21 protein-coding genes are annotated in these 22,157 nt (G+C 66.5%); 11 read left to right on the top strand and 10 right to left on the bottom strand.

Features of this window, described 5'->3' with window-relative positions; genetic code table 11:
- The coding region (locus AC0V2Y_RS27405; RefSeq protein ID WP_475418413.1) for a hypothetical protein at positions 1-390 on the top strand (390 nt) is incomplete at its 5' end.
- Here AC0V2Y_RS27405 and AC0V2Y_RS27400 read toward each other — a convergent pair.
- Positions 322-855: an ankyrin repeat domain-containing protein gene (locus tag AC0V2Y_RS27400; RefSeq protein ID WP_475415943.1), complete on the bottom strand. Its 534-nt coding sequence runs from the start codon at positions 853-855 to the stop codon at positions 322-324. The two genes, AC0V2Y_RS27405 and AC0V2Y_RS27400, sit on opposite strands and share 69 nt — an antisense overlap.
- A gap of 39 nt (positions 856-894) precedes the next feature.
- Positions 895-2,094 carry a YbfB/YjiJ family MFS transporter gene (locus tag AC0V2Y_RS27395; RefSeq protein ID WP_475415944.1) on the bottom strand — a complete coding sequence of 400 codons (1,200 nt, stop codon included), beginning with the start codon at positions 2,092-2,094 and terminating at the stop codon, positions 895-897.
- 301 nt (positions 2,095-2,395) lie between these two features.
- On the opposite strand from AC0V2Y_RS27395, the gene AC0V2Y_RS27390 reads away from it, so the two are divergent.
- The 4 genes from AC0V2Y_RS27390 (at position 2,396) to AC0V2Y_RS27375 (ending at position 4,866) form a co-directional block, all read left to right on the top strand.
- The gene (locus AC0V2Y_RS27390; protein WP_071077629.1) at positions 2,396-3,070 is read left to right on the top strand and encodes a CsgG/HfaB family protein; all 675 of its coding nucleotides are present in this window, start codon (positions 2,396-2,398) and stop codon (positions 3,068-3,070) included.
- Positions 3,071-3,087: 17 nt separating this feature from the next.
- The gene (locus AC0V2Y_RS27385; protein WP_475415960.1) at positions 3,088-3,447 is read left to right on the top strand and encodes a DUF4810 domain-containing protein; all 360 of its coding nucleotides are present in this window, start codon (positions 3,088-3,090) and stop codon (positions 3,445-3,447) included.
- Positions 3,444-4,106 carry a DUF799 domain-containing protein gene (locus tag AC0V2Y_RS27380; protein ID WP_475415945.1) on the top strand — a complete coding sequence of 221 codons (663 nt, stop codon included), beginning with the start codon at positions 3,444-3,446 and terminating at the stop codon, positions 4,104-4,106. Before AC0V2Y_RS27385 ends, AC0V2Y_RS27380 begins: the two co-directional genes overlap by 4 nt.
- A 127-nt stretch (positions 4,107-4,233) precedes the next feature.
- Positions 4,234-4,866, top strand: a complete 633-nt coding sequence (locus AC0V2Y_RS27375) for a hypothetical protein (protein WP_475415946.1) — start codon at positions 4,234-4,236, stop codon at positions 4,864-4,866.
- On the opposite strand, the gene AC0V2Y_RS27370 is transcribed toward AC0V2Y_RS27375, so the two are convergent.
- Positions 4,853-5,959, bottom strand: a complete 1,107-nt coding sequence (locus tag AC0V2Y_RS27370) for a tryptophan 7-halogenase (RefSeq protein WP_475415947.1) — start codon at positions 5,957-5,959, stop codon at positions 4,853-4,855. The genes AC0V2Y_RS27375 and AC0V2Y_RS27370 overlap by 14 nt on opposite strands.
- Entirely contained in the window at positions 5,956-7,821 is a 1,866-nt protein-coding gene (locus tag AC0V2Y_RS27365; RefSeq protein ID WP_475415948.1) for a LodA/GoxA family CTQ-dependent oxidase, read from the bottom strand. The genes AC0V2Y_RS27370 and AC0V2Y_RS27365 overlap by 4 nt, the downstream gene beginning before the upstream one ends.
- Before the next feature lie 190 nt (positions 7,822-8,011).
- Between AC0V2Y_RS27365 and AC0V2Y_RS27360 the strand changes: the two genes are divergently transcribed.
- Positions 8,012-8,677, top strand: a complete 666-nt coding sequence (locus AC0V2Y_RS27360) for a response regulator transcription factor (protein WP_070288051.1) — start codon at positions 8,012-8,014, stop codon at positions 8,675-8,677.
- Positions 8,671-9,981 (top strand): ATP-binding protein, encoded by a 1,311-nt coding sequence (locus tag AC0V2Y_RS27355; protein WP_475415949.1) that lies wholly within the window; start codon positions 8,671-8,673, stop codon positions 9,979-9,981. Before AC0V2Y_RS27360 ends, AC0V2Y_RS27355 begins: the two co-directional genes overlap by 7 nt.
- Positions 9,982-10,036: 55 nt before the next feature.
- Here the strand turns inward: AC0V2Y_RS27355 and AC0V2Y_RS27350 are convergent, their stop codons facing one another.
- Both AC0V2Y_RS27350 and AC0V2Y_RS27345 read right to left on the bottom strand, forming a co-directional pair.
- Positions 10,037-10,675, bottom strand: coding sequence for an NAD(P)H-dependent oxidoreductase (locus AC0V2Y_RS27350; RefSeq protein ID WP_475415950.1), 639 nt, complete (start codon positions 10,673-10,675; stop codon positions 10,037-10,039).
- Positions 10,676-10,796: 121 nt separating this feature from the next.
- Entirely contained in the window at positions 10,797-11,795 is a 999-nt protein-coding gene (locus tag AC0V2Y_RS27345) for an aldo/keto reductase (protein WP_475415951.1), read from the bottom strand.
- Between the two features lie 114 nt (positions 11,796-11,909).
- Here AC0V2Y_RS27345 and AC0V2Y_RS27340 point away from each other — a divergent pair, with 114 nt between their 5' ends.
- Positions 11,910-12,800 (top strand): LysR family transcriptional regulator, encoded by an 891-nt coding sequence (locus AC0V2Y_RS27340; RefSeq protein WP_475415952.1) that lies wholly within the window; start codon positions 11,910-11,912, stop codon positions 12,798-12,800.
- Here AC0V2Y_RS27340 and AC0V2Y_RS27335 read toward each other — a convergent pair.
- A complete protein-coding gene (locus tag AC0V2Y_RS27335) occupies positions 12,797-13,879 on the bottom strand; it encodes an ATP-binding protein (RefSeq protein ID WP_475415953.1) in 1,083 nt (360 codons plus the stop codon). The genes AC0V2Y_RS27340 and AC0V2Y_RS27335 overlap by 4 nt on opposite strands.
- Positions 13,879-14,628: a response regulator gene (locus AC0V2Y_RS27330; RefSeq protein ID WP_475415954.1), complete on the bottom strand. Its 750-nt coding sequence runs from the start codon at positions 14,626-14,628 to the stop codon at positions 13,879-13,881. Before AC0V2Y_RS27330 ends, AC0V2Y_RS27335 begins: the two co-directional genes overlap by 1 nt.
- A gap of 133 nt (positions 14,629-14,761) precedes the next feature.
- Between AC0V2Y_RS27330 and AC0V2Y_RS27325 the strand changes: the two genes are divergently transcribed.
- The 3 genes from AC0V2Y_RS27325 to AC0V2Y_RS27315 are packed head-to-tail and all read left to right on the top strand — an operon-like array spanning position 14,762 to position 20,481.
- The gene (locus tag AC0V2Y_RS27325; protein WP_475415955.1) at positions 14,762-15,928 is read left to right on the top strand and encodes an efflux RND transporter periplasmic adaptor subunit; all 1,167 of its coding nucleotides are present in this window, start codon (positions 14,762-14,764) and stop codon (positions 15,926-15,928) included.
- A 33-nt stretch (positions 15,929-15,961) separates the two neighbouring features.
- Positions 15,962-19,108, top strand: coding sequence for a multidrug efflux RND transporter permease subunit (locus AC0V2Y_RS27320; protein ID WP_475415956.1), 3,147 nt, complete (start codon positions 15,962-15,964; stop codon positions 19,106-19,108).
- A complete protein-coding gene (locus tag AC0V2Y_RS27315; protein WP_475415957.1) occupies positions 19,108-20,481 on the top strand; it encodes an efflux transporter outer membrane subunit in 1,374 nt (457 codons plus the stop codon). Before AC0V2Y_RS27320 ends, AC0V2Y_RS27315 begins: the two co-directional genes overlap by 1 nt.
- 8 nt (positions 20,482-20,489) lie before the next feature.
- Here the strand turns inward: AC0V2Y_RS27315 and AC0V2Y_RS27310 are convergent, their stop codons facing one another.
- Positions 20,490-21,176 (bottom strand): DAPG hydrolase family protein, encoded by a 687-nt coding sequence (locus AC0V2Y_RS27310; protein ID WP_475415958.1) that lies wholly within the window; start codon positions 21,174-21,176, stop codon positions 20,490-20,492.
- Positions 21,177-21,180: 4 nt separating this feature from the next.
- Positions 21,181-22,157, bottom strand: a 977-nt coding sequence (locus AC0V2Y_RS27305; RefSeq protein WP_475418412.1) for an MFS transporter, incomplete at its 5' end; no start/stop codon positions are given.

The raw sequence follows: 22,157 nt of genomic DNA, 5'->3' as shown, positions 1-22,157 counted from the left end.
GTACATACTTGTTCCGAAGAGGTTTTTTTTACTGTGGAAGGGATACTCACGGAATTTCATATGGCGGCAACAATCGTAAATTTACTCAGTAAAATTGAAAGCAGCCTTGCGGAAAAAAATCTGGCAGGTGGCGTCGCTGCCGCCATCCATGGCATGTCTGGAACATTGGCAACTTCAGCCATGCTAAGTTTGTACGATGGCGAAGATATGCATAATTTTTCCGGCCGGGTCAACGGGAGAGTAGTCTGTGGTGTTATTAGAGACGCTGACAAGATCAAGGATGGCGATGTCGTGTGGCGACTTGGAAACTTCCCAAGCCGGCTACGTGGTTTGCCCCAGGCTGACCAGCCGGGTCAAAGTCTCCTGCGCGTTCATGCTCTTGGCCAGTGAAACGGCAGTCATGCCGCGGCTGTCCACGGCATCGATGCGGGCGTCGTGCTGCAGCAGCAGGTCGAGGATGGCCAGGCGGTTGAACATGGCTGCCATCATCAACGGGGTCTTGCCGTCCGGGCTGGCGCCTTCCACGCTGGCGCCGTGCTGGAGCAGCAGTGCGGCGAGCTCCAGGTAACCTTTGTAGGCCACGCCGGCCAGCGGCGTCTGGCCCTGGTCGTTGGGGACGTTGGCGTCGGCGCCCGCTTCAAGCAGCAGGCGCGATGTTTCCAGGTGGCCATGGTAGCTGGCCAGCATGATCAGGCTGTCGCCTTTTTCGTTGCGGAAGTTGACCGGCACGCCCTGGGCAAGCATGGGGCCCAGTTGCTGCGTATCGCCTTCGCGCACCAGGGCGAACAGGCCCTGGATGAATTCCAGGGTTTCGGCATCCATCGTTGCCGGGCGTTTTCGTGCTTCGGTGTTCATCGTGTGCTTTCCGCGAATGTGGTCCAGGCTTGCAGTCTACTATGCGGCCGGCGCCAGCGCCTTTTGCCGCGCAGCCAGCGCCGCGCCGATGAAGAGGGCGATGGCCGAGGCGATCAAGCCCCGCTCCAGTCCCGCAGGGCCGTCGGCGATCCAGCCGACGACGATGGGGCCGGCGATCTGGCCCAGCGCGAACACGGTCGTATAGGCGCTGATGCCGGCCGTCCACGATTGCTGCGGCAGGTTATGCCGCACCAGCGCCGTGGTCGAGGCTACCACCGACAGGAACACGGCGCCGAAGACCAGGCCGGAAAGGAATACGACGGGCACAGCGCTCGTCAGCGCGGGCAGGATGGTGACCACGCCCAGCACGCCATTTAATATCGCCAGCGATTCGCCGCCCCGGTAACGGTCGAGCATGCCCGCCCAGATGCGCGACGAGGCCACCACCGCCAGCCCCAATGCCGTGTAGAACACGGTGATCGAGGTGGCGCTCATGCCTTGCTGCTTGAGCAGGGCGATGACGAAGGTCATGTAGCCGATGTAGCCGACGCCAAACATGAAATAGCCGGCCAGGCTGGGAGCGAAATCGCGCCAGGCGAAGCGCCGTGGCGTGTCGAGGGCGCGCGGCGCTTCGCCGATCGCTTTGGCCGGCAGGGACATGATGGCGGTGGCGGCCAGGCAGGCGATGCCCAAGGCCAGCCATGGCCATTGCCAGGCATGTGCGGCGCCGTGGTCCTGTGCGGCGGCCAATGCGGCCGGCACCAGCAGGGCCGACAGGGCGATGCCGAAGCCCGTGCCGCCGTAATACAGGCCGATGTAGAAGCCCGCGTGCTGGCTGTGCATGGAACCGAGGCGCGCCGCCAGGACGCCGCCGGCGATGAAAATGAAGGCGCTGGCCACGCCCGCGCACACGCGCTGCAGGAACAGGGCGGCCGTGTCGCTGACCAGGCCCGACAGCAGCATGAAGACGCTGGCCAGCACGCTGCCGGCGATCAGCAGGCGCCACACGCCCAGGCGGCGCATCAGGGCCGGCGTGGCCAGGGCGCCGAGAAAATAGCCGAGCGCATTGAAGGTGTTCATGGCCCCGGCCAGCAGGTAGGACCAGCCCAGGTCGTCACGCATGGGCGGCAGCAGCAAACCGTAGGAAAAGCGCGACAGGCCCAGGGCGACGGCGGCGCCCAGCGACAGCGCCAGCGCCGTGGCCAGCGGATGGGACGGGGAACGATCGTGTGTCGGCATGGCCTGGATACCCGTCTATGAGGGAGCGTGGAGTGGGCGCCGGGTGGGGCAGGCCGGCGGGCAAGGTCTGTGCGGGACAGTGGCGCTGGCGACACGCTTTTTTACTGCTAAGTTAGCGAATCGGACCCGGGAAGTCAAGCTGCGCCGCGCCTGTCATTGCTGGCAACAATGCAATCTTTATCATCGTTACTTTTGGAGAGAATTGTGAGACATGCAATCTCATATAATTGCAATTAGGAAATTAACTTGCCAAAATTAAATTTTGCGAGTTGCTCCTGATCCTCCATATCTTAAGGGCACTATGAACAAGAATAAACCCGGCGCGTTGTTGATTGCAGCGCTGATTGGCGCGGCGTTGGCTGGCTGCGCTTCCGAATCGTCGCAAGCCCTGGCTGTTCCCACAGTCGCCAGCGCGGCCCGACCCTACGTCGGTCCACGCACCCTGATCGCTGTCGGCAAGTTCGACAACCGCTCGAACTTCATGCGCGGCATCTTTTCCGATGGCGTCGACCGCCTGGGCAGCCAGTCGAAGACGATTCTGATTGCGCACCTGCAAACGTCCAACCGCTTCAATGTCCTCGACCGCGACAATATGGCGGAGCTCAAGCAGGAAGCCGAATTCAAGAAGCAGGGCCAGAACATCAAGGGCGCGGACTTCGTCGTCACGGGCGACGTGACCGAATTCGGCCGCAAGGAAGTGGGCGACAAGCAATTGTTCGGCATCATGGGCCGCGGCAAGACACAAGTGGCGTATGCCAAGGTCACCTTGAACGTCGTCAATATCGCCACCTCGGAAGTCGTGTACTCGGCCGGCGGCGCCGGCGAATACAGCCTGTCGAACCGCGAAGTGCTGGGCTTTGGCGGCACCGCCAGCTATGACGCCACCCTCAACGGCAAAGTCCTGGATCTGGCCATGCGCGAAGCGGTCGAGCGTCTGGTGGCTGGCGTCGAAGCGGGCGCATTGCGCAAACAATAAGGTATTCCATGAAAACAATGATGAACAAGGGCGCAGCCCTGCTGGCCATGCTCGCCTGTGCCGCCCTGACCGGTTGCGCCACGCAGTCGAAGACCCTGTACCAATGGGAAGGCTACCAGCCGCAAGTGTACGAATACCTGAAGGGCGAAAGCCCGGAGCAGCAGGTCGCCGCCATGGAAAAAGACCTGCAAGTGATCGCTGCCAAGGGCAATCATGCGCCGCCGGGCTTCCATGCCCACCTGGGCATGCTGTACTCGATCGCCGGCAAGCCGGAGCAGGTCGCCGCGCAGTTCGAGGACGAGAAAAAACTGTTCCCGGAATCGACGCCGTACATGGACTTCCTGTTGGGTAAATTGAAAAAAGGCGAGAAATTATGATGTCGCGCATGTTGAAAATGGCCTTGTGCCTGGGTCCCGCCATCTTCATGGTCGGTTGCGCCACCAAGCAGGCCGCGTATGACTATACCGCCTTCAAGGCCGCCAAGCCCCGTTCCATCGTGGTCTTGCCGCCGTTGAACAACTCGCCGGAAGTCAATGCCGGCAACAGCGTCTACGCGCAAGTAACCTATCCGCTGGCCGAAGCGGGCTACTACGTGCTGCCGGTGGCCGTGGTCGGTGAAACCTTCAAGCAGAACGGCTTGACGAACGCCGCCGATATCCACGGCGTCGATGCCAGGAAGCTCAACGAGATTTTCGGCGCCGATGCGGGCCTGTACGTGACGATCTCCAAGTACGGCACGACCTACGCCGTGATCGACAGCGTGACGGTGGTGGCGGTCGATGCCAAACTGGTCGACCTGAAGACGGGCGCCTTGCTGTGGCAGGGCGCGGCCAGCGCGTCTAGCAATGAAGGCAATAACAGCGGTGGCGGCGGCCTGGTCGGCATGCTGGTGACGGCGGCGGTCAAGCAGATCATCAACACCAGCACCGACGCCAGCCATCCGCTGGCTGGCACGGCGAATGCGCGCATGCTGTCGGCCGGCGTACCGAACGGCTTGCTGTACGGCCCCCGTTCGGAGCGCTACCTGGCGCAGTAAGCGTCCTGCCGCATCGGCAAGGCATGTGCCGCTGTACTGAATGACCGGCGCCGGGGGGAAATCACGGACTCGTCCCCCTGGCGCTGTCTTTCCTGAGTCCGGGCAGATCCAGAGCAAAGGGCAGGCGATGACTACTCAATTCAAGGTCAACTACAACGTGTCGGCGGACGAGCTGCAGGGCAAGAGCGTGCTGGTCTTCCTGAAACCGCAGAATCCGCAGCGTAATTACCAGATCCACGCCTGGCAAGTGCTGGCCGGCGCCCCCGGCACTACCGAATCGTTCGACTACACGGCGCAGATCTCGACCGACGTGACCAGCCTGGGCGTCAACGACAGCAAAATCGTCTCCGCGCGCAAGCCGGTGCAGCCGGGGCAGCTGCTGCCGGCCGTCAGCCCGAACGGCATGACGCCGCCGTTGCTGCAGCCAGGCGCCGCATCCCTGGCGCAAACCGGACTGACGCCGCAGCAGTGCGGCGTGATCAACCAGACCAATCCCTACATCCAGTTCGACAGCAACTGGTACGTCAACGACAGGCCGGTCGTGACCATGCCGCAGGTCGATACGAACATGACGGCCAGCTTCGAGCACCTGCCCAACTTCTATTTCATGGTGGCTTCGCCGCCGATGGTGGGCCAAACCTATATCGCGCAGAATTTCTCGGACATGACGCAGTACGTGATGCCGGAGACGGTCAAGGAAGCGGACGTCACTCTGAACCGCAAGCAGGGCTTGTGGCGCTTCGACTTCAGCGGGAGCTGAGGCGCGCCGGGACGCGCCGGCGCCAGAACGGCGCCGACGGCCAGCGCGTTTCCTGGCCGTAGCAGTACGCCAGGTGGCGTTCGTACGCCGCGCCGATGGCCGCCAGCTCCCCATTGTAGTGTTGGCAGGCTTGCGGTTCTCCCCGCAGCGTGCGGTCGGCGGCCTCGGCCGCGGCCAGGCCCGTGTACAGGGCGTTGAAGATGCCTTGCGACGACAGCGGATCGAAGCTCAGGGCGGCGTCGCCGACGGCGAACCAGCCTGGGCCGGCACCGGCGTCCAGGCTGGCAGTATGGGCGGGCGTGGCCAGGGTGGGCGTATCGGCCGCATAGCCTTGCTGCTCCAGCAATTCCCGCGTCGCCGGCAGCCGGCGCGCCGCCGCTTCCAGCCAGCCGGCATCGCGCAAGCCGGTTTTGGCCAGCAAGTCCGCATCCGTATGCAGGGCCAGCACGCGGCGCTGGCCGGGCAGGGGTGCGCTGTACCACCAGCCGTCTTCGCAAGCCTCGATGTGGGCAAAGCCCCGAGCGGACGGCGTGCCGTCATGCCCGTATTGCCATACTGAAACCAGCCGGTCGCCGCGCTGGCGCCGCGCCCCGATTCTGCGGGCCAGCCGGGCGCCCCGTCCCGTCGCGTCGATGACGATGCGCGCCGCCGCGTCGCAGGGGCCGTGCGGCGTCTGCAGCCGCACGCGCCAGCCGCCGTCCCCCGGCGCGATTCCTGTCACACTTGCCGAGGCCAGCAAGGCGGCGCCGCGCTGGCGCGCCTCGTCGCGCAGCCACAGGTCGAAGGTGCCGCGCGCCAGATGCCAGCCGTGGCCATCGGGATCGCTGAGGAAGTGGTGCTCCGTCCAGGCGCCGTTCCACCAGGCGCGGTTGCCGTGGTAGGGCGCGTGGCCCTGGCGCAGGAAGGCGTCAAGCAAGCCCATGTCCCGCAGCAGGCGCGCGGCGGCCGGCGGCAGCGATTCGCCGATGCGCGCCAGCGGCGCGGCCAGCCGGTCCACCAGCAAGACCCGGTGCCGCCCCGCCAGGTTCAGGGCGGCCGTGGCGCCGGCCGGACCGGCGCCGACGATCAGCACGTCGGCCTGCAGCAAGGTCACAAGCGGTGCCGCTGCAGATGGCGCGCTTTTTCCGTGCCTTCCAGGTCGACGTCGACGAACTCGTCCGGCATGGCCGCCGCCGCGCGCAGCAGGTGCTTGCCGGCCGTGGGCGGCGGCAGGTTCTCCACCTGCAGGAACGCGGGGAAGCCGTTCACGTCCGTGGGGCCGGGGCGCACCTCGACCACGCCCACTTGCGCCAGGTCGGCGATCATGTTGTTGATCTGCTCTTCATAGCTGATGTTGCCCAGCGGACGTATCCACGCGGCGCGCCGGGCAAAAGCGGCCAGGCGGTCGTCGACGGGAACTTCGCGGTTCATCACCGTATCGTAGGCCAGCTTGCTCATCACCTGGTTCGGCACGCGCGCGGGCCAGAACGTGGGCACGTAGGGATCGTAGTCGGACTGGTAGCCGGAGCGGCAGCTGGCCGTGTCCGTTTGCCATGGCACGGCCATCCAGCGCGTCACGCCGCCCGCGATCTGTGCCGAGCAGGGGCTGCTGATATTGTCCGGCGTCAAGACGGCGCCATAGTCGGGCTCGACCCAGCCCGGCGGCCGGTGCGCCAGGCGGAACGGCGCGCTGTACATGCTGGCCTGGCGCATGGGCCAGGTCATTTCGCAGCCGGGGTGGAAGGCGTCTGCCAGGCAAAATTCCATGGCCGCGCGCAGCAGGGTGTCCGGTTGCAGGGCCACGTCCACCTCGGCCAGGCTTTGCGGCGGCGTCTTGCCGGGCGCGTAGTCGGCCGTGAACTCGCCGGCGGCCCATTGCTTGAGGAAACGCAATTGCAAGTTGCTCAGCGCGCAGTTCTGGCGCGGCGTGTCTGCCGGCGGGATGGCCATCGCATCGCCATACAGCCAAGGCCACGGCGATGGCGCCCAGGCGTCGCGCTCGAACTGGCGGAACTGGTTGTAGATGACGTTGCGCCACTCCCTGCGGCTTTCGGCCGGGCTGGCCAGGCGCGCCATCCATTCGTCGCGGCTGAACGGCGTACTGCCGTCCCAGCCGAAGGCGGCCGCGAAACCCGCATTCACCCATTGCAGGTTGGACAGGCGCTCGAAAATGGGGCGGATATCGTCCTGGAACGAGGGCACGGCTGGCGCTGCCAGTTTTCCTGTGGAAACAAACAGGTCGCGCATCAAGTCCCACATGGTGCGCACCGACTTTTGCTGCGGCGCGTAGTCGGGCGGCGCGACGACCACCCAGGCCATGTCGACGGGCAAGGCCTGGCCCTGGTAGCGCACCGTGGCGCAGACGGGGCCGTCGGCCGTGTCGTCATGCCAGCCTTCGTTGTTGGCGAAGGTGATGGCGCGCGCGCCATTCCACGACGCCGACTTGCCATGGCCGCCCAGCACGATCAGCCGTCCCATGGCATCCGTACGCAACTCGCCCAGGTAGACGGGCATGCCCATGAAACGGCCCCCGTCGAAGGTCACGGCCGGCTGTTCGCTGCCGCTGATCTTGCGCTCGCCCGGCGTGATGGACAATTGCGCGCGGTCGGTGACGGCCATGTTGCGCAGGAACGAGGGCTGGGTGACATTTGCTTCCGGAATATCGAGCGCGATCTGGAACTGGTACCACGCCGCCTTGGTGTTGGCCAGGGTGACGGCCCATTCGATGTCGGCATTGCCGGAGTTTAATTCGGCCACCGCCACGCCGGCGGCATTCAGGCCGTAGATGCGAAAGCCGGCCGCCTGGCGCTTGATGGCGCCGGTGGCATCGCGGTAATACCCGGCCGGCCGCGCCGCCGGTTCCGGCACCTCCGGTCCCAGAAAGTATTCGCTGGGACTGTTGCCCACGCGGGCAATGCCGATGGGAGGATAGATCGCCGCCTTGACGATGACGGTATCTTGGGAGGAACTGGACATGGCATGCCTTTCCAGGTGGCGTGGAGGGAAGGAAAATATACCGCAGAAAAAATGCGCCAAATGCGCACATAGTCACCGCTTCGTGAATTCGTGCGATGGGCGCCAGACACAAGGCGTGTGGCGGCGTGCCAGGCGAGCTTCCCCCAGCCACGTTAAGATAGCGGTATTTTCAAGACTGCGAGAGGTCCAGGTGCGCGTGCTGCTGGTGGAAGACGATCCGATGATCGGGGAAAGCCTGGTCGAGGGCTTGCGCGGCGAGTGCTATGCCGTGGACTGGGTGCGCGACGGCCACGATGCGGAGCTGGCGCTGGCCGGCTTCGCCTACGATTTGATGCTGCTGGACCTGGGCTTGCCCGGCAAACAGGGCATGGACGTGCTGCGCGCCATGCGCGCGCGGGGCGCCGAGTTGCCCGTGCTGATCATCACGGCGCGCGACGGTACGCCGGCCCGCGTGGAAGGACTCGACAGCGGCGCCGACGATTACCTGGTCAAGCCGTTCGACCTCGACGAGCTGCTGGCGCGCATCCGCGCGCTGCTGCGGCGCCGGGTCAGCCGTTCGCGCTCGGTCATCGAGCATGGCGCGCTGATCCTCGACCTGGCCAGCCACGACGTCACGTTCGAGGGCGAACTGATCAAGCTGCCGCCGCGCGAGTTTTCCGTGCTGCGCGCCTTGCTCGACCATCCGGGCAAGGTGGTGTCGAAGCGCCAGCTGAGCGAAAAGCTGTACGGCTGGGATTGCGAAGTGGAAAGCAATACCGTCGACGTCTACGTCTACCAGCTGCGCAAGAAGCTGGGCGCGGACGCCATCCAGACCGTGCGCGGCGTGGGCTACAAGATGCGGGTGGCATCTTGCTGACCATCCGCCGCCAATTGCTGCTCGGTTTGCTGGCCGCCACCTTGCTGTGCGTGCTGGGCGCCGGCATTTCGCTGTTCCGCTCGCTGCTGGAAGAAACCAATGAGCTGGCCGACTTGCAGCTGCGCCAGCTGGCCGTGGCCTTGCCCGACGAGTTCGAGCCGCAGACGGGCCTGGCCGCCGCGCAGGAGCCGGAAGAAGCGTTCGTGCTGCAGGCGTGGGACGAGGACGGCGAGCCATTGCCCATCCTGCAGGGCCAGCCGGCCTTGCCGCGCTATGCGCTGGCCGGCTTTGTCGATGTCACATTGCACGGCGAGGACTGGCGCCTGTACGGCGAGACGCGGCGCGGCCGCTACGTGCAGGTGGCGCAGGCGCAGGCCGTGCGCGACCAGCTGGCCTGGCAGATGACCATGCGCGCCGGCGCGCCCCTGCTGGTGTTCGCGCTGATCCTGGCGCTGCTGATCGTCGCCGTGGTGGGGCGCGCGCTGGCGCCGCTGCACCGGCTGGCCGAATCCGTGGCGGGCCGTTCGCCGGATGCCCTGACGCCGCTGGCGGCCGACGACATGCCGCCCGAACTGCGGCCCGTGGCGCTGGCGCTGAATAGCCTGATGGGGCAGTTCGAGGCGGCGCTGACGGCGCAGCGCACCTTTGTCGCCGATGCCGCGCATGAATTGCGTTCGCCGCTGACGGCGCTGAAACTGCAGCTGCAGGTGGCCGAGCGGGCCGGCAGCGAGGAAGAGCGCCGCGTGGCGCTGGCGCGGCTGCATGAACGGCTGGACCGTAGCACGCACCTGGTGCGCCAGCTATTGAGCCTGGCGCGCCATGAAACGGCGCTCACGGCCAGCCAGCTGCACATGGTGGACCTGGCACAGTTGCTGGAAGCGGCCGTGGCCGACCACAGCGCGCTGGCCGACAGCCGCGCGATCGACCTGGGCGTGGTGGAAACGCCGCCGGGCCCGGTGCTGGTGCAGGCCGATCCCGACGGCTTGCAAGTGTTGCTGAATAACCTGATTGACAACGCCTTGCGCTACACGCAGCAGGGCGGCAGGGTCGATCTGCAGGCGGCGCTGGAAGAGGGCAGGCCCCTGCTGCGCGTCTCCGACAACGGCCCCGGCGTGCCGCGCCAGCACCATGCACGGCTGTTCGACCGCTTCTTCCGCCCCGACGGCAATGACGCCTGGGGCTGCGGCCTGGGCCTGTCCATCGTGCGCCACATCGCCGAGCACCACCAGGCGGACATTGCGCTGGCCGAAGGCGAGGCGGGGCGGGGCTTGCAGGTGACGGTGCGCTTCCCGCAAGCGGCCTGAACAAAAAAAGCGGATGCCGGCGAGGGCATCCGCTTTTCAGTCACGCTCGACGCGCTTACGCCAGCTCGGTGATGAATTGCTCGCGTGCGGGGCGCACTTTTTTCAGGTCCACCAGCCAGTCGCCTGCGTCGGCGCGGTAGCCCAGCGGCAGCATGACGACGGAGCGCAAGCCTTTCTCGCGCAGCTTCAGGATCTCGTCGACCTTGGCCGGGTCAAAACCTTCCATCGGCGTCGAATCGACCTTTTCCTGCGCCGCGGCGATCAAAGCCGTGCCCACGCCGATATACGCCTGGCGCGCCGCGTGCTGGTAGTTGGTTTCCGCATCTCGCTGTGGATACGTGGCCAGGATCTGCTGGCGGTACGCTTCCCAGCCTTCATTCTTGAAGCCGCGCACGGTGTTGACCAGGTCAAAGCGGGCGTTGATGCGTTCTGCCGTGTAATTGTCCCAGGCGGCAAACACCAGCAGGTGCGAGGCGTCCGTCACTTGCGACTGGTTCCACGCATGCGGCTTGATCTGCTCGCGCAGGGCCGGATTCGTCACGACGAACACTTCGTAAGGATGCAGTCCGCTGGAGCTGGCCGTCAGGCGCACGGCTTCCAGGATGCGCTCGACCTTGTCTTGCGGCACCGTTTTCGACGGGTCCATCTTCTTGGTGGCGTAGCGCCATTGCAGTGTTTCGAGCAAATCGGACATGTAAATCCCTTTCATAATGAATAGTTCAGATTGGAAATGATAGCGGATTCAGGCATTTCAAGTGTAAAGGGGCAAAGAAACTGCTTATCGACCTCAAGCTAGCGCACTCAAGCACAGTTGTCTACAGGCCAACCATGGCAAGCTCAACCTCCGGGTAGCGCGCGCCTTGCACGCTGGCGGGCGCGATGGCGGCGCCGATGGCGGCCAGCTCGGCGCCGTTCAATTCGAGTTGCGCGGCGGCGACGTTCTCTTCCAGGTGGGCCAGGCTGCGGGCGCCGGGAATCGGCACGATGTCAGTGCCTTGCGCCAGCAGCCAGGCCAGGGCCAGTTGCGCGGCCGTGGCGCCGCGCGCCGCCGCCAGGCGCTGCAGTTCGGCAACCATGTGCGCGTTGGCCGCCATCGCCGGCGGCTGGAAGCGGGGCAGGCTGTGGCGGTAGTCGTCTGGCGCCAGCGCGGCGCTGGATGCGAGCCGGCCCGTCAGGAAGCCCCGGCCCAGCGGGCTGTAGGGCACGAAACCGATGCCGAGCGCGCGGCAGGCGGGCAGCACGTCTGCTTCCACGTCGCGGCTCCACAGCGAGTATTCGGACTGCACGGCCGCAATCGGGTGCACGGCGTGGGCGCGGCGCAGGGTGGCGGCCGACACTTCCGACAGCCCCAGGTGGCGCACCTTGCCCGCCCGTACCAGTTCGGCCATGGCGCCGACGACGTCTTCGATGGGCACGGCCGGGTCCACGCGGTGCTGGTACAGCAGGTCGATGCACTCGATGCCGAGCCTGGACAGTGACGCTTCCACGGCCTGGCGAATATGTTCGGGGCGGCTGTCCACGCCCGCCATGCGCTCGACGCCTTTTCCTTCAGGCAAAATCTTGAAGCCGAACTTGGTGGCCACGCTGACTTTGCCGCGTAATTGCTTCAGTGCGCGGCCCACCAGTTCCTCGTTGGCGTAGGGGCCGTACACTTCCGCCGTATCGATCAGGGTCACGCCCAGCTCCACGGCGCGGTGCAGCACACGCAGCGAGGCGGCCTCGTCGGCGCCGCCATAGGCAAAGCTCATGCCCATGCAGCCCAGGCCGATGGGGGCGACGCGCAAGCCGGAGTGGCCCAGTGTTCTGTGTTCCATTGTCATTTCCTTTCAAAAAAAGATGCAAGGAGTATGGATGAAGCAACAGCATGCGATAAGATGGCTAATCCTGCATGCATTACTGAATTTTTCTCATGAATTTTTTCCTCGACAATGGCTGACCTCAACGAATTGACGGCCTTTGCCGCCGTCGCCCGCCTGCGCAGCTTCCGCAAGGCGGCCCTCGAACGTGGCGTATCCGCGTCCGCCCTCAGCCATGCGCTGCGGGCGCTGGAAGAGCGCCTGGGCGTGCGCCTGTTGAACCGCACCACGCGCAGCGTCACGCCGACCGAGGCGGGGCAGCAGCTGCTGGCGCGGCTGGCGCCGGCCATGCGCGAGATCGACGATGCCTTACAGGATTTGAGCGCCTTGCAGGATGTGCCCGCAGGCAAGCTGCGCCTGAACGTGCCCCGTCCCGCCGCCCGGCTGCTGCTGGCGCCCATGCTGGCCGGTTTTGTCGCCCGCTATCCGCGCGTGCAGGTCGAAGTGGTGACCGACGACGGCATGATCGATATCGTGCGCGACGGTTTTGACGCGGGCATCCGCTTCGGCGAACAGGTGGCGGCCGACATGATCGCCGTGCCCGTGGGCGCGCCGCAGCCGTTCGTGGTGGTGGCGTCGCCCGGCTACCTGGCGGCGCATGGGGCACCGGGCACGCCGCGCGACTTGCTGGCGCATGCCTGCATAGGCCGGCGTTTTCCCAGCGGGCGCCAGTATGCGTGGGAGTTCGGGCGGGAGGGGGAAGCCGTCAGCATCGCCGTCGGCGGGCCGCTCGTGTTCGATGACGATGAACTGATGCTGCGCGCGGCCCGCGACGGGGCGGGGCTGGCGTATGTGTACGAAGCCGATGCGCGCGCCGATATCGCGGCGGGGCGCCTGGCGTGCGTGCTGGAGCGCTGCCTGCCGCCGCCGCCCCGTTACTTCCTGTACTACCCGAGCCGGCGGCAGATGCCGCCCGTGCTGCGCGCCTTTGTCGACATGGTCCGCGCCGACGGTCTTACCTAGGCGGCCGGCGGCGTGCCGTGCTCGACCGGCCACTTGACGGTAAACACGCTGCCGCCCGCCTTGCCGCGCGTGCAGACGGCGCTGCCGCCGTGCGCGCGCGCGATGGCTTCGACCACGGCCAGGCCCAGGCCGCTGCCCGCATGCGGGTCGCCGCCATCGCTGTCGCCGCGGCGAAACGCCTCGAACACGTGCGGCGCCAGTTCCTTTGCAATGCCGGGGCCCGCATCCTCGACGCTCAGGTAGTACTGGCCGGCCTGCACGCGGGTGCGCACGCGCAGCAGGCCCGGATGCGCATAGCGGCGCGCGTTGTCGAGCAGGGCCAGCACGATTTGCCGGATGCGGGCCGCGTCGCAGCAGACGGGATGGTCGGACAGGTGCAATTGCAGCGTAAAACCGGCCGCTTCCATTTCCTGCGCCAGCAGGCGGCCCACTTCCTCGATTTCCAGGGTCAGGTCCGTCCACGCCATGCGCAGCTGCATGTGGCCGCTGTCGGCCAGGCTCAGGGTGCGCAAGTCCTCGATCAGGCGGCCCAGGTCCTCGACTTGCGCCAGCAGGCTGGAAAACGGCACTTCCTCGGGCTTGAAGACGCCATCGACGACGCCCTGCAAGGTGCCGCGCAGGATGGTCACGGGCGTGCGCAGTTCGTGCGCGATGGCCGCATTCCACGTTTCGCTTTCCTTGGCCCCCCGCTGCAGGCGCTCGGCCATGCTGTTGAAGTCATCGACCAGCATGGCCGTCTCGCCCAGGCTGCGGTCGCCCGCGAAGGCGCGCGCGGACAGGTCGCCGTGGGCCACGCGGCGCACGCTGTCCATCACGGAATTGATCGGTTTTAAGATGCGCGCGGCCAGCTTGATGGCGAAAAAGGCGGCCAGCCCCAGGCCGAAGACGGTGATGGCAAAGATCCACAGCCATTCGACGGTGCTGGGCGACCAGTCGTCGGGCTCGGACAACATGCCGGGATCGATCTTGAAGGCGATGGCGAAGAAGGTCCAGGAACCGATCCAGATGATCAGGATGCTGCACACCATCAGCACGGACATCGACAGGATGATCTGCCGGTTCAGGCCAGTGAATCGCATCAGCACTCGCTTTCCAGCCGGTAGCCCACGCCGCGCAGGCTGGCCGGCATGTTCATCACGCCCGCTTCCTCGAGCTTCTTGCGCAGCTTGCTGACGTGGCTGTCCACCGTGCGTTCCATCGAATTGCTTTCGGGCATGCACGACTCCAGCAGTTCCAGGCGGCTGCAGACGCGGCGCGGCGTGCGCGCCAGGTGCGCCAGCAGGCGAAATTCCGTCAACGTCAGGGTCAAAGGCACGGGCGCGCCGTCGCGCAGCACGCTGGCCACGTACGTTTCCTGGTCGATCTCGATGGGGCCGCAGCGCAGGCGCTGGCCGCCGACCGGGTGGTGGCGCACGCGCGAGCGGCGCAGCACGGCCGCCACGCGGGCCACCACTTCGGCCGGGTTGAAGGGCTTGATGATGTAGTCGTCGGCGCCCACGCGCAGCGCGGCCAGTTTGTCGGCATCCTGGTCGCGCGCCGTCAGCATGATGACGGGCGTTTCGCCGCGCCGCCGCACTTCGGCCAGCACGCCCCAGCCGTCGACACGGGGCATCTGCACGTCGAGCAGCAGCAGATCCGGCGCCAGCGCCAGGTGCTGTTGCAGCGCTTCCTGGCCATCGAGCGCGAAGGCCGTGCGGTAGCCGTCGCGCTCCAGATAACCGGCGAGGATGCGGGCGATTTGCGGTTCATCTTCGGCGATCAGGACGAGGGCGGAAGGGGGCGTGGTGGCAAGAAAAGAGGGCTGGCTGGCGCTGTGATGATAGTTCATGCAAATAGTCTAGCATTCTTCTTTCTCTCCATCGAATCTCCACATTTCTTTGACGAAATGTCCACCTTGGCCTTTTATGCTGCGCTTATCTGTCGACCGGACCGCCGGTTGGGATCTGCCATAGAGAAAGACCATGCATCCGAGCCACTTCACCAAGAAAAACATGTTGATCGCCGCGGCACTGCTCAGCCTTGCCGCCTGTTCCAAACCCGCGCCGGAAGAAGCGGCCGCGCCGCCCGCCGCCGTCACCGTGCTCAAGCTGCAGGCGGCGCCCGTCGTCCTCAGCGATGAATTGCCGGGCCGGGTGGCCGCCTTCCGCACGGCCGACATCCGCCCCCAAGTGGGCGGCATCGTGCTGCGCCGCCAGTTCGAGCAGGGCGCCGACGTGACAGCGGGGCAGAAGCTGTTCCAGCTGAACCCGGCGCCCTTCCAGGCGGACGTCGATTCGGCCGCCGCCGCCCTGCAGCATGCGGTGGCCACGGCGAACCGCGCCAGCAGCCAGGCCGAGCGCCTGAAACCGCTGGTGGAAGCGGATGCCATCAGCCGCCAGGCGTATGACGACGCCGTGGCCCAGCGCGAGCAAGCCGTGGCCACCGTGGCGCAGGCGCGCGCGACCCTGGCGCGCCGCCGCCTGGACCTGGCCTTTGCCAGCATCGAGGCGCCGATTGCCGGGCGCATCGGTTCCGAGCTGGTGACGGAAGGCGCGTTGGTGGGCGTGGCCGATGCTGCGCCGATGGCGCGCATCCAGCAGATCGACAAGGTGTATGTCGACGTGCGCCAGCCGGCCGCCGCGCTGGCCGCGCTGCGTGCCTCGGGTTCGGACAGCAAGGACGGCGCGGACAAGCTGCCCGTGACCATTTTAGGTGCCGATGGCCAGCCGCATCCCGTCACGGGTCGCATCCTGTTCTCCGGCATCAGCGTCGATGCGGGCACGGGCGACGCCGTCATCCGCGTGCTGGTCGACAATCCGCAGCGCCAGCTCTTGCCGGGGATGTTCGTGCGCGCCCGCATCGCCCGCGCCGTGCAGGCCAACGGCGTGCTGCTGCCGCAGCAAGCCGTGTTGCGCAGCAGCGGCGGCCAGGCGCAGGCCTGGGTGCTGGACGGCACGAACAAAGCCAGCCTGAAAACGATCGCCGTGGGCGACGTGGTCGAGCACCAGTACGTGGTCAGCGGCGGCTTGAAGGCGGGCGACACCGTCGTCATCGAAGGCCAGGAACGCCTGCAGCCGGGCGCCACCGCCGCGCCGCAGCCGTGGAAGCCGGCCGTCGTGGCCACGGCGGCTGCCGCCAAGGCGCGTTGATGCACACTTTGAATACAATGAAAGCCTAACGACATGCCTCAATTTTTCATCAACCGCCCCGTCTTTGCGTGGGTGGTGGCGGTCTTCATCGTCCTCTTCGGACTGATCGCCATACCGCAATTGCCGATTGCGCGTTTTCCTTCCGTGGCGCCGCCCAGCGTCAGCATCAGCGCCAATTACCCCGGCGCCACGCCGCAAACCATGAACGATTCCGTGGTGGGCCTGATCGAACGCGAACTGTCGGGTGTCAAGCACCTGCTGTATTTCGAGTCGTCCACCGATACCTCGGGTTCGGCCTCGATCACCGTCACCTTCCAGCCGGGCACGGACCCGGAAATGGCGCAGGTGGACGTGCAGAACCGCCTGAAAGCCATCGAGCCGCGCCTGCCGCAAGCCGTGCGGCAAAACGGCTTGACGGTGGAATCGGCGTCGTCCGGCTTCCTGATGATCGTCAGTTTGATTTCCGAGAATGGCCAGCATGACGAAGTGGCGCTGGGCGACTACCTGGCGCGCAACGTGACGGAAGAGCTGCGCCGCATCGCCGGCGTGGGCAAGGTGCAGCTGTTCGGCTCCGAGCGGGCCATGCGCATCTGGGTCGATCCGGCCAAGCTGGTGTCGTACAACATCGCCATGGGCGAACTGACGGCCGCCATCGCGCAGCAGAATGCGCAGATCGCGCCGGGGCGCCTCGGCGATTCGCCCGCCGTGCACGGCCAGCGCGTGACGATTCCGCTGACGGTCCAGGGGCAGCTGCAAACGCCGGCCGAATTTGCCGCCATCGTGCTGCGCGCGAACGCGGACGGCTCGAAAGTGACCATCGGCGACGTGGCGAAGGTGTCGCTGGGCGCGCAAAGCTTCAATTTCAGCATCCGCGAAAACGGGCAAGCCGCGTCGGGCGCCGCCATCATGCTGTCGCCGGGCGCCAACGCCGTGCAGACGGCGGCCGCCGTGCGCGCGCGCATGGCCGAACTGGCGCACACCATGCCGGCCGGGATCAAGTACTCGGTGCCGTTCGATACGGCGCCGTTCGTGAAGATCTCGATCGAAAAGGTCGTCGTTACCTTGCTGGAGGCGATGGTGCTGGTCTTCCTCGTCATGTACCTGTTCCTGCAAAAGATACGCTACACCCTGATTCCCGCCATCGTCGCGCCGATTGCCCTGATGGGAACGTTTACGGTGATGCTGCTGGCCGGCTATTCCGTCAACGTGCTGACCATGTTCGGCATGGTGCTGGCCATCGGCATCATCGTCGATGACGCCATCGTCGTGGTGGAGGCCGTGGAGCGCCTGATGGCGACCGAGGGCCTGTCGCCGAAGGAAGCGACCTCGAAAGCCATGCGTGAAATTACCGGTGCCGTGGTCGGCATCACCCTGGTGCTGACGGCCGTGTTCATTCCGATGGCGCTGGCCAGCGGTTCCGTGGGCGCCATCTACCGCCAGTTCACGCTGGCCATGGCCGTGTCGATTTTGTTCTCGGCGTTTTTGGCCTTGAGCCTGACGCCGGCCCTGTGCGCCACGATGTTGAAACCGATCGGCCCGCACGACCACGATAAAAAGGGCTTTTTCCTGTGGTTCGATCGCTGTTTTGACCGCATGACGGCGCGCTATGAAAAAGGCGTGGTGGCGATGCTCAAGCGTGCGGGCCGCTCGATGGTGCTGTACTGCGCCATCGTCGCGGCGCTGGGCGTGGCCTTCATGCAGCTGCCGTCGGCCTTCCTGCCCGAGGAAGACCAGGGCTATTTCATTACCTCGATCCAGCTGCCGTCGGACGCCACCATGGAGCGCACGCTCGATGTCGTCAAGTTGTACGAACAGCACGTGGCCACGCGGCCCGGCATCGAAGTGAACCAGTCGATCCTCGGCTTCAGCTTTTCCGGCGCGGGACCGAACGCGGGCCTGGCCTTCACCATGCTGAAGGACTGGAAACAGCGCAACGGCGCCACGGCGCAGGAAGAAGTGGCGCTGGCGCAGGAGGCCATGTCGCAGGCGAAGGAGGGCGTGATCATGAGTCTGATGCCGCCCGCCATCGATGAACTGGGCAACTCATCCGGCTTTTCGCTGCGCCTGCAAGACCGCGCCAGCCAGGGCATCGCGGCCTTGCAGGCGGCGCAGAACCAGCTGCTGGGCCTGGCCGCGCAAAGCGCCAAGGTGGCGGGCGTGTATCCGGACGGCTTGCCGCCCGGCGCCAGCGTGCGCCTCGATATCGACCGCACCAAGGCCGAAGCATTGGGCGTGCCGTTTACTGCGATTGCCGACATGCTGACGGCGGCCATGGGTTCGACCTATGTCAACGATTTTCCGAATGCGGGCCGCATGCAGCAGGTGATCATCCAGGCCGATGCCCCATCGCGCATGCAACTGAACGACGTGCTGGCCTTGCGCATCCGCAATAACGCGGGCGGCATGGTGGCCCTGGGAGAGCTCGTGCGCCCCGTGTGGAGCGAGTCGCCGCTGCAGCTGGTGCGCTACCAGGGTTATCCGTCGGCGCGCATTTCCGGCAGCGCGGCGCCCGGCGTGTCCAGCGGCGACGCCATGCTGGAAATGGAGCGCCTCGTGAAGCAGCTGCCGCCCGGCTTCGCGCTGGCATGGACGGGACAGTCGCTGCAAGAGAAGGAATCGGCGTCGCAGGCGCCCATGCTGATGGCGCTGTCGATGCTGGTGGTCTTCCTCGTGCTGGCGGCCTTGTATGAAAGCTGGTCGATTCCTGTCTCCGTGATGCTGGTGGTGCCGCTGGGATTATTGGGCGCCGTGCTGGCCGTGATGTTGCGCGGCATGCCGAACGACGTGTTCTTCAAGGTGGGCATGATCACCATCATCGGCCTGTCGGCAAAGAACGCCATTCTGATCGTCGAATATGCGCGCCAGCTGCAGGCGCAGGGCAAGGGGCTGGTCGAGGCGACGGTGGAAGCGGCGCGCTTGCGCTTGCGCCCGATTTTGATGACGTCATTGGCGTTCGCGCTGGGCGTGGTGCCGCTGATGCTGGCCACGGGCGCCAGCGCCGAGACGCAGCACGCGATCGGCACGGGCGTGTTCGGCGGCATGATTACCGCCACCGTGCTGGCCGTGTTTTTCGTGCCCGTGTTCTTTGTCGTGGTGCTGGGCGCCGTCGACAAGATGGGTACGTACTTCAACAAACGCAGTGATCGCATCGCCGTCAAGGCGGTGGAAGGAGAGTTGTAATGCGTTTATTTTTTCTCACGCCCCTGGCCGCACTGGCCTTGTCGGCGTGTTCCCTGACGCCGCCGCTGGTCAAGCCGGCGGCACCGATACCGGCCAGCTATGCAGAATCTGCCGCGCCAGCCGCGGCCGATACCGCGGCCGACCTGGGCTGGCGCCAGATGCTGCTCGATGCGCGCCTGCAGCGCCTGGTCGTTATCGCGCTGGAAAACAACCGCGACTTGCGCGTGGCCTCGCTCAACGTGGAAGCCGTGCGGGCGCAGTACCAGATCCAGGATGCGGGCCGCTATCCGGCCGTCGGCGCAAATGCGGGCGGCGTGCGCCAGCGCGGCGCCGATGCCACGCTTCAAAACACGTTCACGGCCGGCATCGCCATGAGCGCGTTCGAGATCGACCTGTTCGGCCGCTTGCGTTCCTTGTCGGACGCGGCGTTTGCCCGCTATCTGGCGACGCAGCAGGGCCAGCGCGCCGCGCACATGGCCCTGATCGGCGCCGTGGCCGACGCCTACCTGGAGCAGCGCCTGGCCGAGGAACAGCTGGCGCTGGCCCGGCAAACGCTGCTTGACTGGCGCCAGGCGCTGCTCCTGACGCAGCGCCTGCACGGCGCGCGGCAGGGCAGCGGCCTGGACGTGGCGCAAGCCGAAGGGCAGGCCGCCACGGCGGAAGCGGACGTGCAGGCGCGGGAGCGAGCCAGTCTACTTTCGCGCAACAACCTGGAATTGCTGCTCGGTGCGCCATTGCCAACGGACTTGCCCGCCGGCCGGCCGCTCGACGGCCAGCCCGTGCTGACGCAGCTGCCGCCCGGCCTGCCGTCGGACTTGCTGGCGCGCCGTCCCGACATTTTGCAGGCTGAATACGCGCTGGCGGCGGCGAATGCGGAAATCGGCGCCGCCCGCGCCGCCTTCTTCCCCCGCCTGTCCTTGACGGCGTCGCTGGGCTTTGCCAGCCCGGAACTGGGCGACCTGTTCCGCGGCAGCGCGCGCAGCTGGTCGTTCGCGCCGCAAGTGACGCAGCCGCTGTTCCAGGGCGGCCAGCTGCGCGCGGAACTGCAGCTGTCGCGCCTGCGCAAGGACGTGGCCGTGCTGCAGTACGAACAGGCGATCCAGGCGGCGTTCCGCGAGGTGCGCGACGGCCTGGCCGGCAGCGCCACGTTTGCGCAGCAGATCGCCGCGCAGGAGCGCGTGGTGGCGGCGGCGCGCCAGCGCCAGCGCCTGTCGCAGCTGCGCTACGACGCGGGCCAGGACAGCCGGCTGGAATTGCTTGACGCGCAGCGCCAGTCGTATGCGGCCCAGCAAGCCCTGCTCGACGCGCGGCGTGACCAGTTCAAGTCGGCCGTGGCGCTGTACAAGGCGCTGGGGGGCGGCCTCGAGGAGTGAACCTTCGCCTACCAGGGCAGCGCCACGGGCACGCTGTCGCGGTGCTTCGCCTGGTAGTGGGAACGCAGGAATTGCGCCAGGAAGGTGAATTCGTTGTAGCAATGCATGAGCAGGGCGCGGGCGAATGCATCGGGGAAGAGGGCGGCGATCTCTTGCGGGCTGTGGCCGGCGTCCGGCAAGTCCTGGCCCATGTAGAAATGGCTGCGCAAGGTCATGCCCCAGGCCGTGTCGCGGCCCATGTGCAGCAGGCGCCCGCCGATGACGGCGCCGTCCGCCGTGCGGGGCGGCGCATAGCTCATGCCCACCCTGGCGCACACGGCGGCTGAAATGCGGCCCTCGGTCCGCGCCGCCGCGTATTGTCGTCCCTCGAAGAACTCACGGGGATCGCGGAACTGGATGGCCAGCTGTTCGGCCGGCATGCCGCTGAAAAATTCTTCCGCCAGATGGATGGAGCCGATGTGCGTCCCGGCGCTGCCTTCGGCCCAGCCGCTGGCCAGGTGGTCGACCGGGTGCCACATCAGGTAGCGCTCCGTGTCGGGCCGCGAGCGGAACCACCATTCAAACATCTCGCCAGTGCAATTTGGCAAGTCGGTGCGGCACGCCACGTGCAGCACGCCGCTGGGCAGCCGTTCGTAGCCCGTTTCCAGCGCCAGGGGAGCGGGCTGCAGCAGGGCGTGGACGTCGTTGAGATCCATGGTCTTACCTTTCAGTGCGGGTGGTGGAAACAGCGGTGGTGCCGGCCGGGCGGCGGCGCAGCAGCGGGGCGGCGGCCACGGCCGCGCCCAGCAGGGCCAGCGCGGCTGTGGCGGCAAACATCGTGGCGTGGCTGCCGGGCAGGCAGGTCATGAAGGAGGAGAGAAATTGCCCGCCGAAGATGGCCATCGACAGATAGGCGAGGTTGCGGTTGCGGCTGGGCAGGTGGCTGCGCTCGACCGTCATGTGCGTGCACAGCGGCACGGACAGGCCGAAGCCCATCCCCAGCACCATGGCGCCGGCCAGCAGCGCGGGCAGCGCGGCGGCCCCCGCAAACAGCAGGTGCGCCAGCGCATAGCAGGCGAAGGCAGCGCCCAGGGTGCCGTGTTCATGCAGGCGCCGGACCGCCCGGGGCATCAGCCAGGCGGCCGCTACGGCCACCAGCGACACGAAGGAAAGCAAATACCCGGCCCGGTCCTCGCTCCAGTCCAGCTGCTGCAGGCGCAGCGGTAAAACGATGATGGCGGCAAAGAACACCGTCATGGAGAGCGCCGCCAGCGCATGGACGAGGAGCAGGGCGCGTGACGGGCCGGGCGCCGGCGGCGCGCCATCCATGCCGCGATCCCCGGCCGGCCCGGGTGCCGGCACGCAGCGCCAGGCGAAGGCCAGCAGCACCCACGAGGCCAGATACAGCAGGAAGGGATAGCGCCAGCCCGCCGTGGCCAGCAGACCGCCCAGTGCGAGGAACAGCACGCCGCCCAGTTCGATCGTCATGCCTTGCCTGGCGATCATGCGCAGCCGCGCCTGGCCGCTGAACAGGGCCGAGATCAGTCCCGTGCCCGAGGCCATCACCAGCGCCGTCGGCACGCCCAGCAGGAAACGGTTGGCGAACACGGCCAGGTGGCCATGCAAGAACATGCCCGAGATGCCCAGCAAGCCGTACAGGAACAGTCCCGTCAGCAGGGTGCGGTGCAGTCCCAGGC

Source organism: Janthinobacterium sp. BHSEK (assembly GCF_056174685.1).
This window is presented reverse-complemented; position numbering and strand designations above follow the sequence as displayed.

What these genes read in the sequence shown, in the direction of transcription:
- AC0V2Y_RS27400 (WP_475415943.1), bottom strand. Translation starts at nt 855, where the DNA reads ATGAACACCGAAGCACGAAAACGCCCGGCAACGATGGATGCCGAAACC.
- AC0V2Y_RS27395 (WP_475415944.1), bottom strand. Translation starts at nt 2,094, where the DNA reads ATGCCGACACACGATCGTTCCCCGTCCCATCCGCTGGCCACGGCGCTG.
- AC0V2Y_RS27390 (WP_071077629.1), top strand. Translation starts at nt 2,396, where the DNA reads ATGAACAAGAATAAACCCGGCGCGTTGTTGATTGCAGCGCTGATTGGC.
- AC0V2Y_RS27385 (WP_475415960.1), top strand. Translation starts at nt 3,088, where the DNA reads ATGATGAACAAGGGCGCAGCCCTGCTGGCCATGCTCGCCTGTGCCGCC.
- AC0V2Y_RS27380 (WP_475415945.1), top strand. Translation starts at nt 3,444, where the DNA reads ATGATGTCGCGCATGTTGAAAATGGCCTTGTGCCTGGGTCCCGCCATC.
- AC0V2Y_RS27375 (WP_475415946.1), top strand. Translation starts at nt 4,234, where the DNA reads ATGACTACTCAATTCAAGGTCAACTACAACGTGTCGGCGGACGAGCTG.
- AC0V2Y_RS27365 (WP_475415948.1), bottom strand. Translation starts at nt 7,821, where the DNA reads ATGTCCAGTTCCTCCCAAGATACCGTCATCGTCAAGGCGGCGATCTAT.
- AC0V2Y_RS27350 (WP_475415950.1), bottom strand. Translation starts at nt 10,675, where the DNA reads ATGTCCGATTTGCTCGAAACACTGCAATGGCGCTACGCCACCAAGAAG.
- AC0V2Y_RS27345 (WP_475415951.1), bottom strand. Translation starts at nt 11,795, where the DNA reads ATGGAACACAGAACACTGGGCCACTCCGGCTTGCGCGTCGCCCCCATC.
- AC0V2Y_RS27340 (WP_475415952.1), top strand. Translation starts at nt 11,910, where the DNA reads ATGGCTGACCTCAACGAATTGACGGCCTTTGCCGCCGTCGCCCGCCTG.
- AC0V2Y_RS27335 (WP_475415953.1), bottom strand. Translation starts at nt 13,879, where the DNA reads ATGCGATTCACTGGCCTGAACCGGCAGATCATCCTGTCGATGTCCGTG.
- AC0V2Y_RS27330 (WP_475415954.1), bottom strand. Translation starts at nt 14,628, where the DNA reads ATGAACTATCATCACAGCGCCAGCCAGCCCTCTTTTCTTGCCACCACG.
- AC0V2Y_RS27325 (WP_475415955.1), top strand. Translation starts at nt 14,762, where the DNA reads ATGCATCCGAGCCACTTCACCAAGAAAAACATGTTGATCGCCGCGGCA.
- AC0V2Y_RS27320 (WP_475415956.1), top strand. Translation starts at nt 15,962, where the DNA reads ATGCCTCAATTTTTCATCAACCGCCCCGTCTTTGCGTGGGTGGTGGCG.
- AC0V2Y_RS27315 (WP_475415957.1), top strand. Translation starts at nt 19,108, where the DNA reads ATGCGTTTATTTTTTCTCACGCCCCTGGCCGCACTGGCCTTGTCGGCG.
- AC0V2Y_RS27310 (WP_475415958.1), bottom strand. Translation starts at nt 21,176, where the DNA reads ATGGATCTCAACGACGTCCACGCCCTGCTGCAGCCCGCTCCCCTGGCG.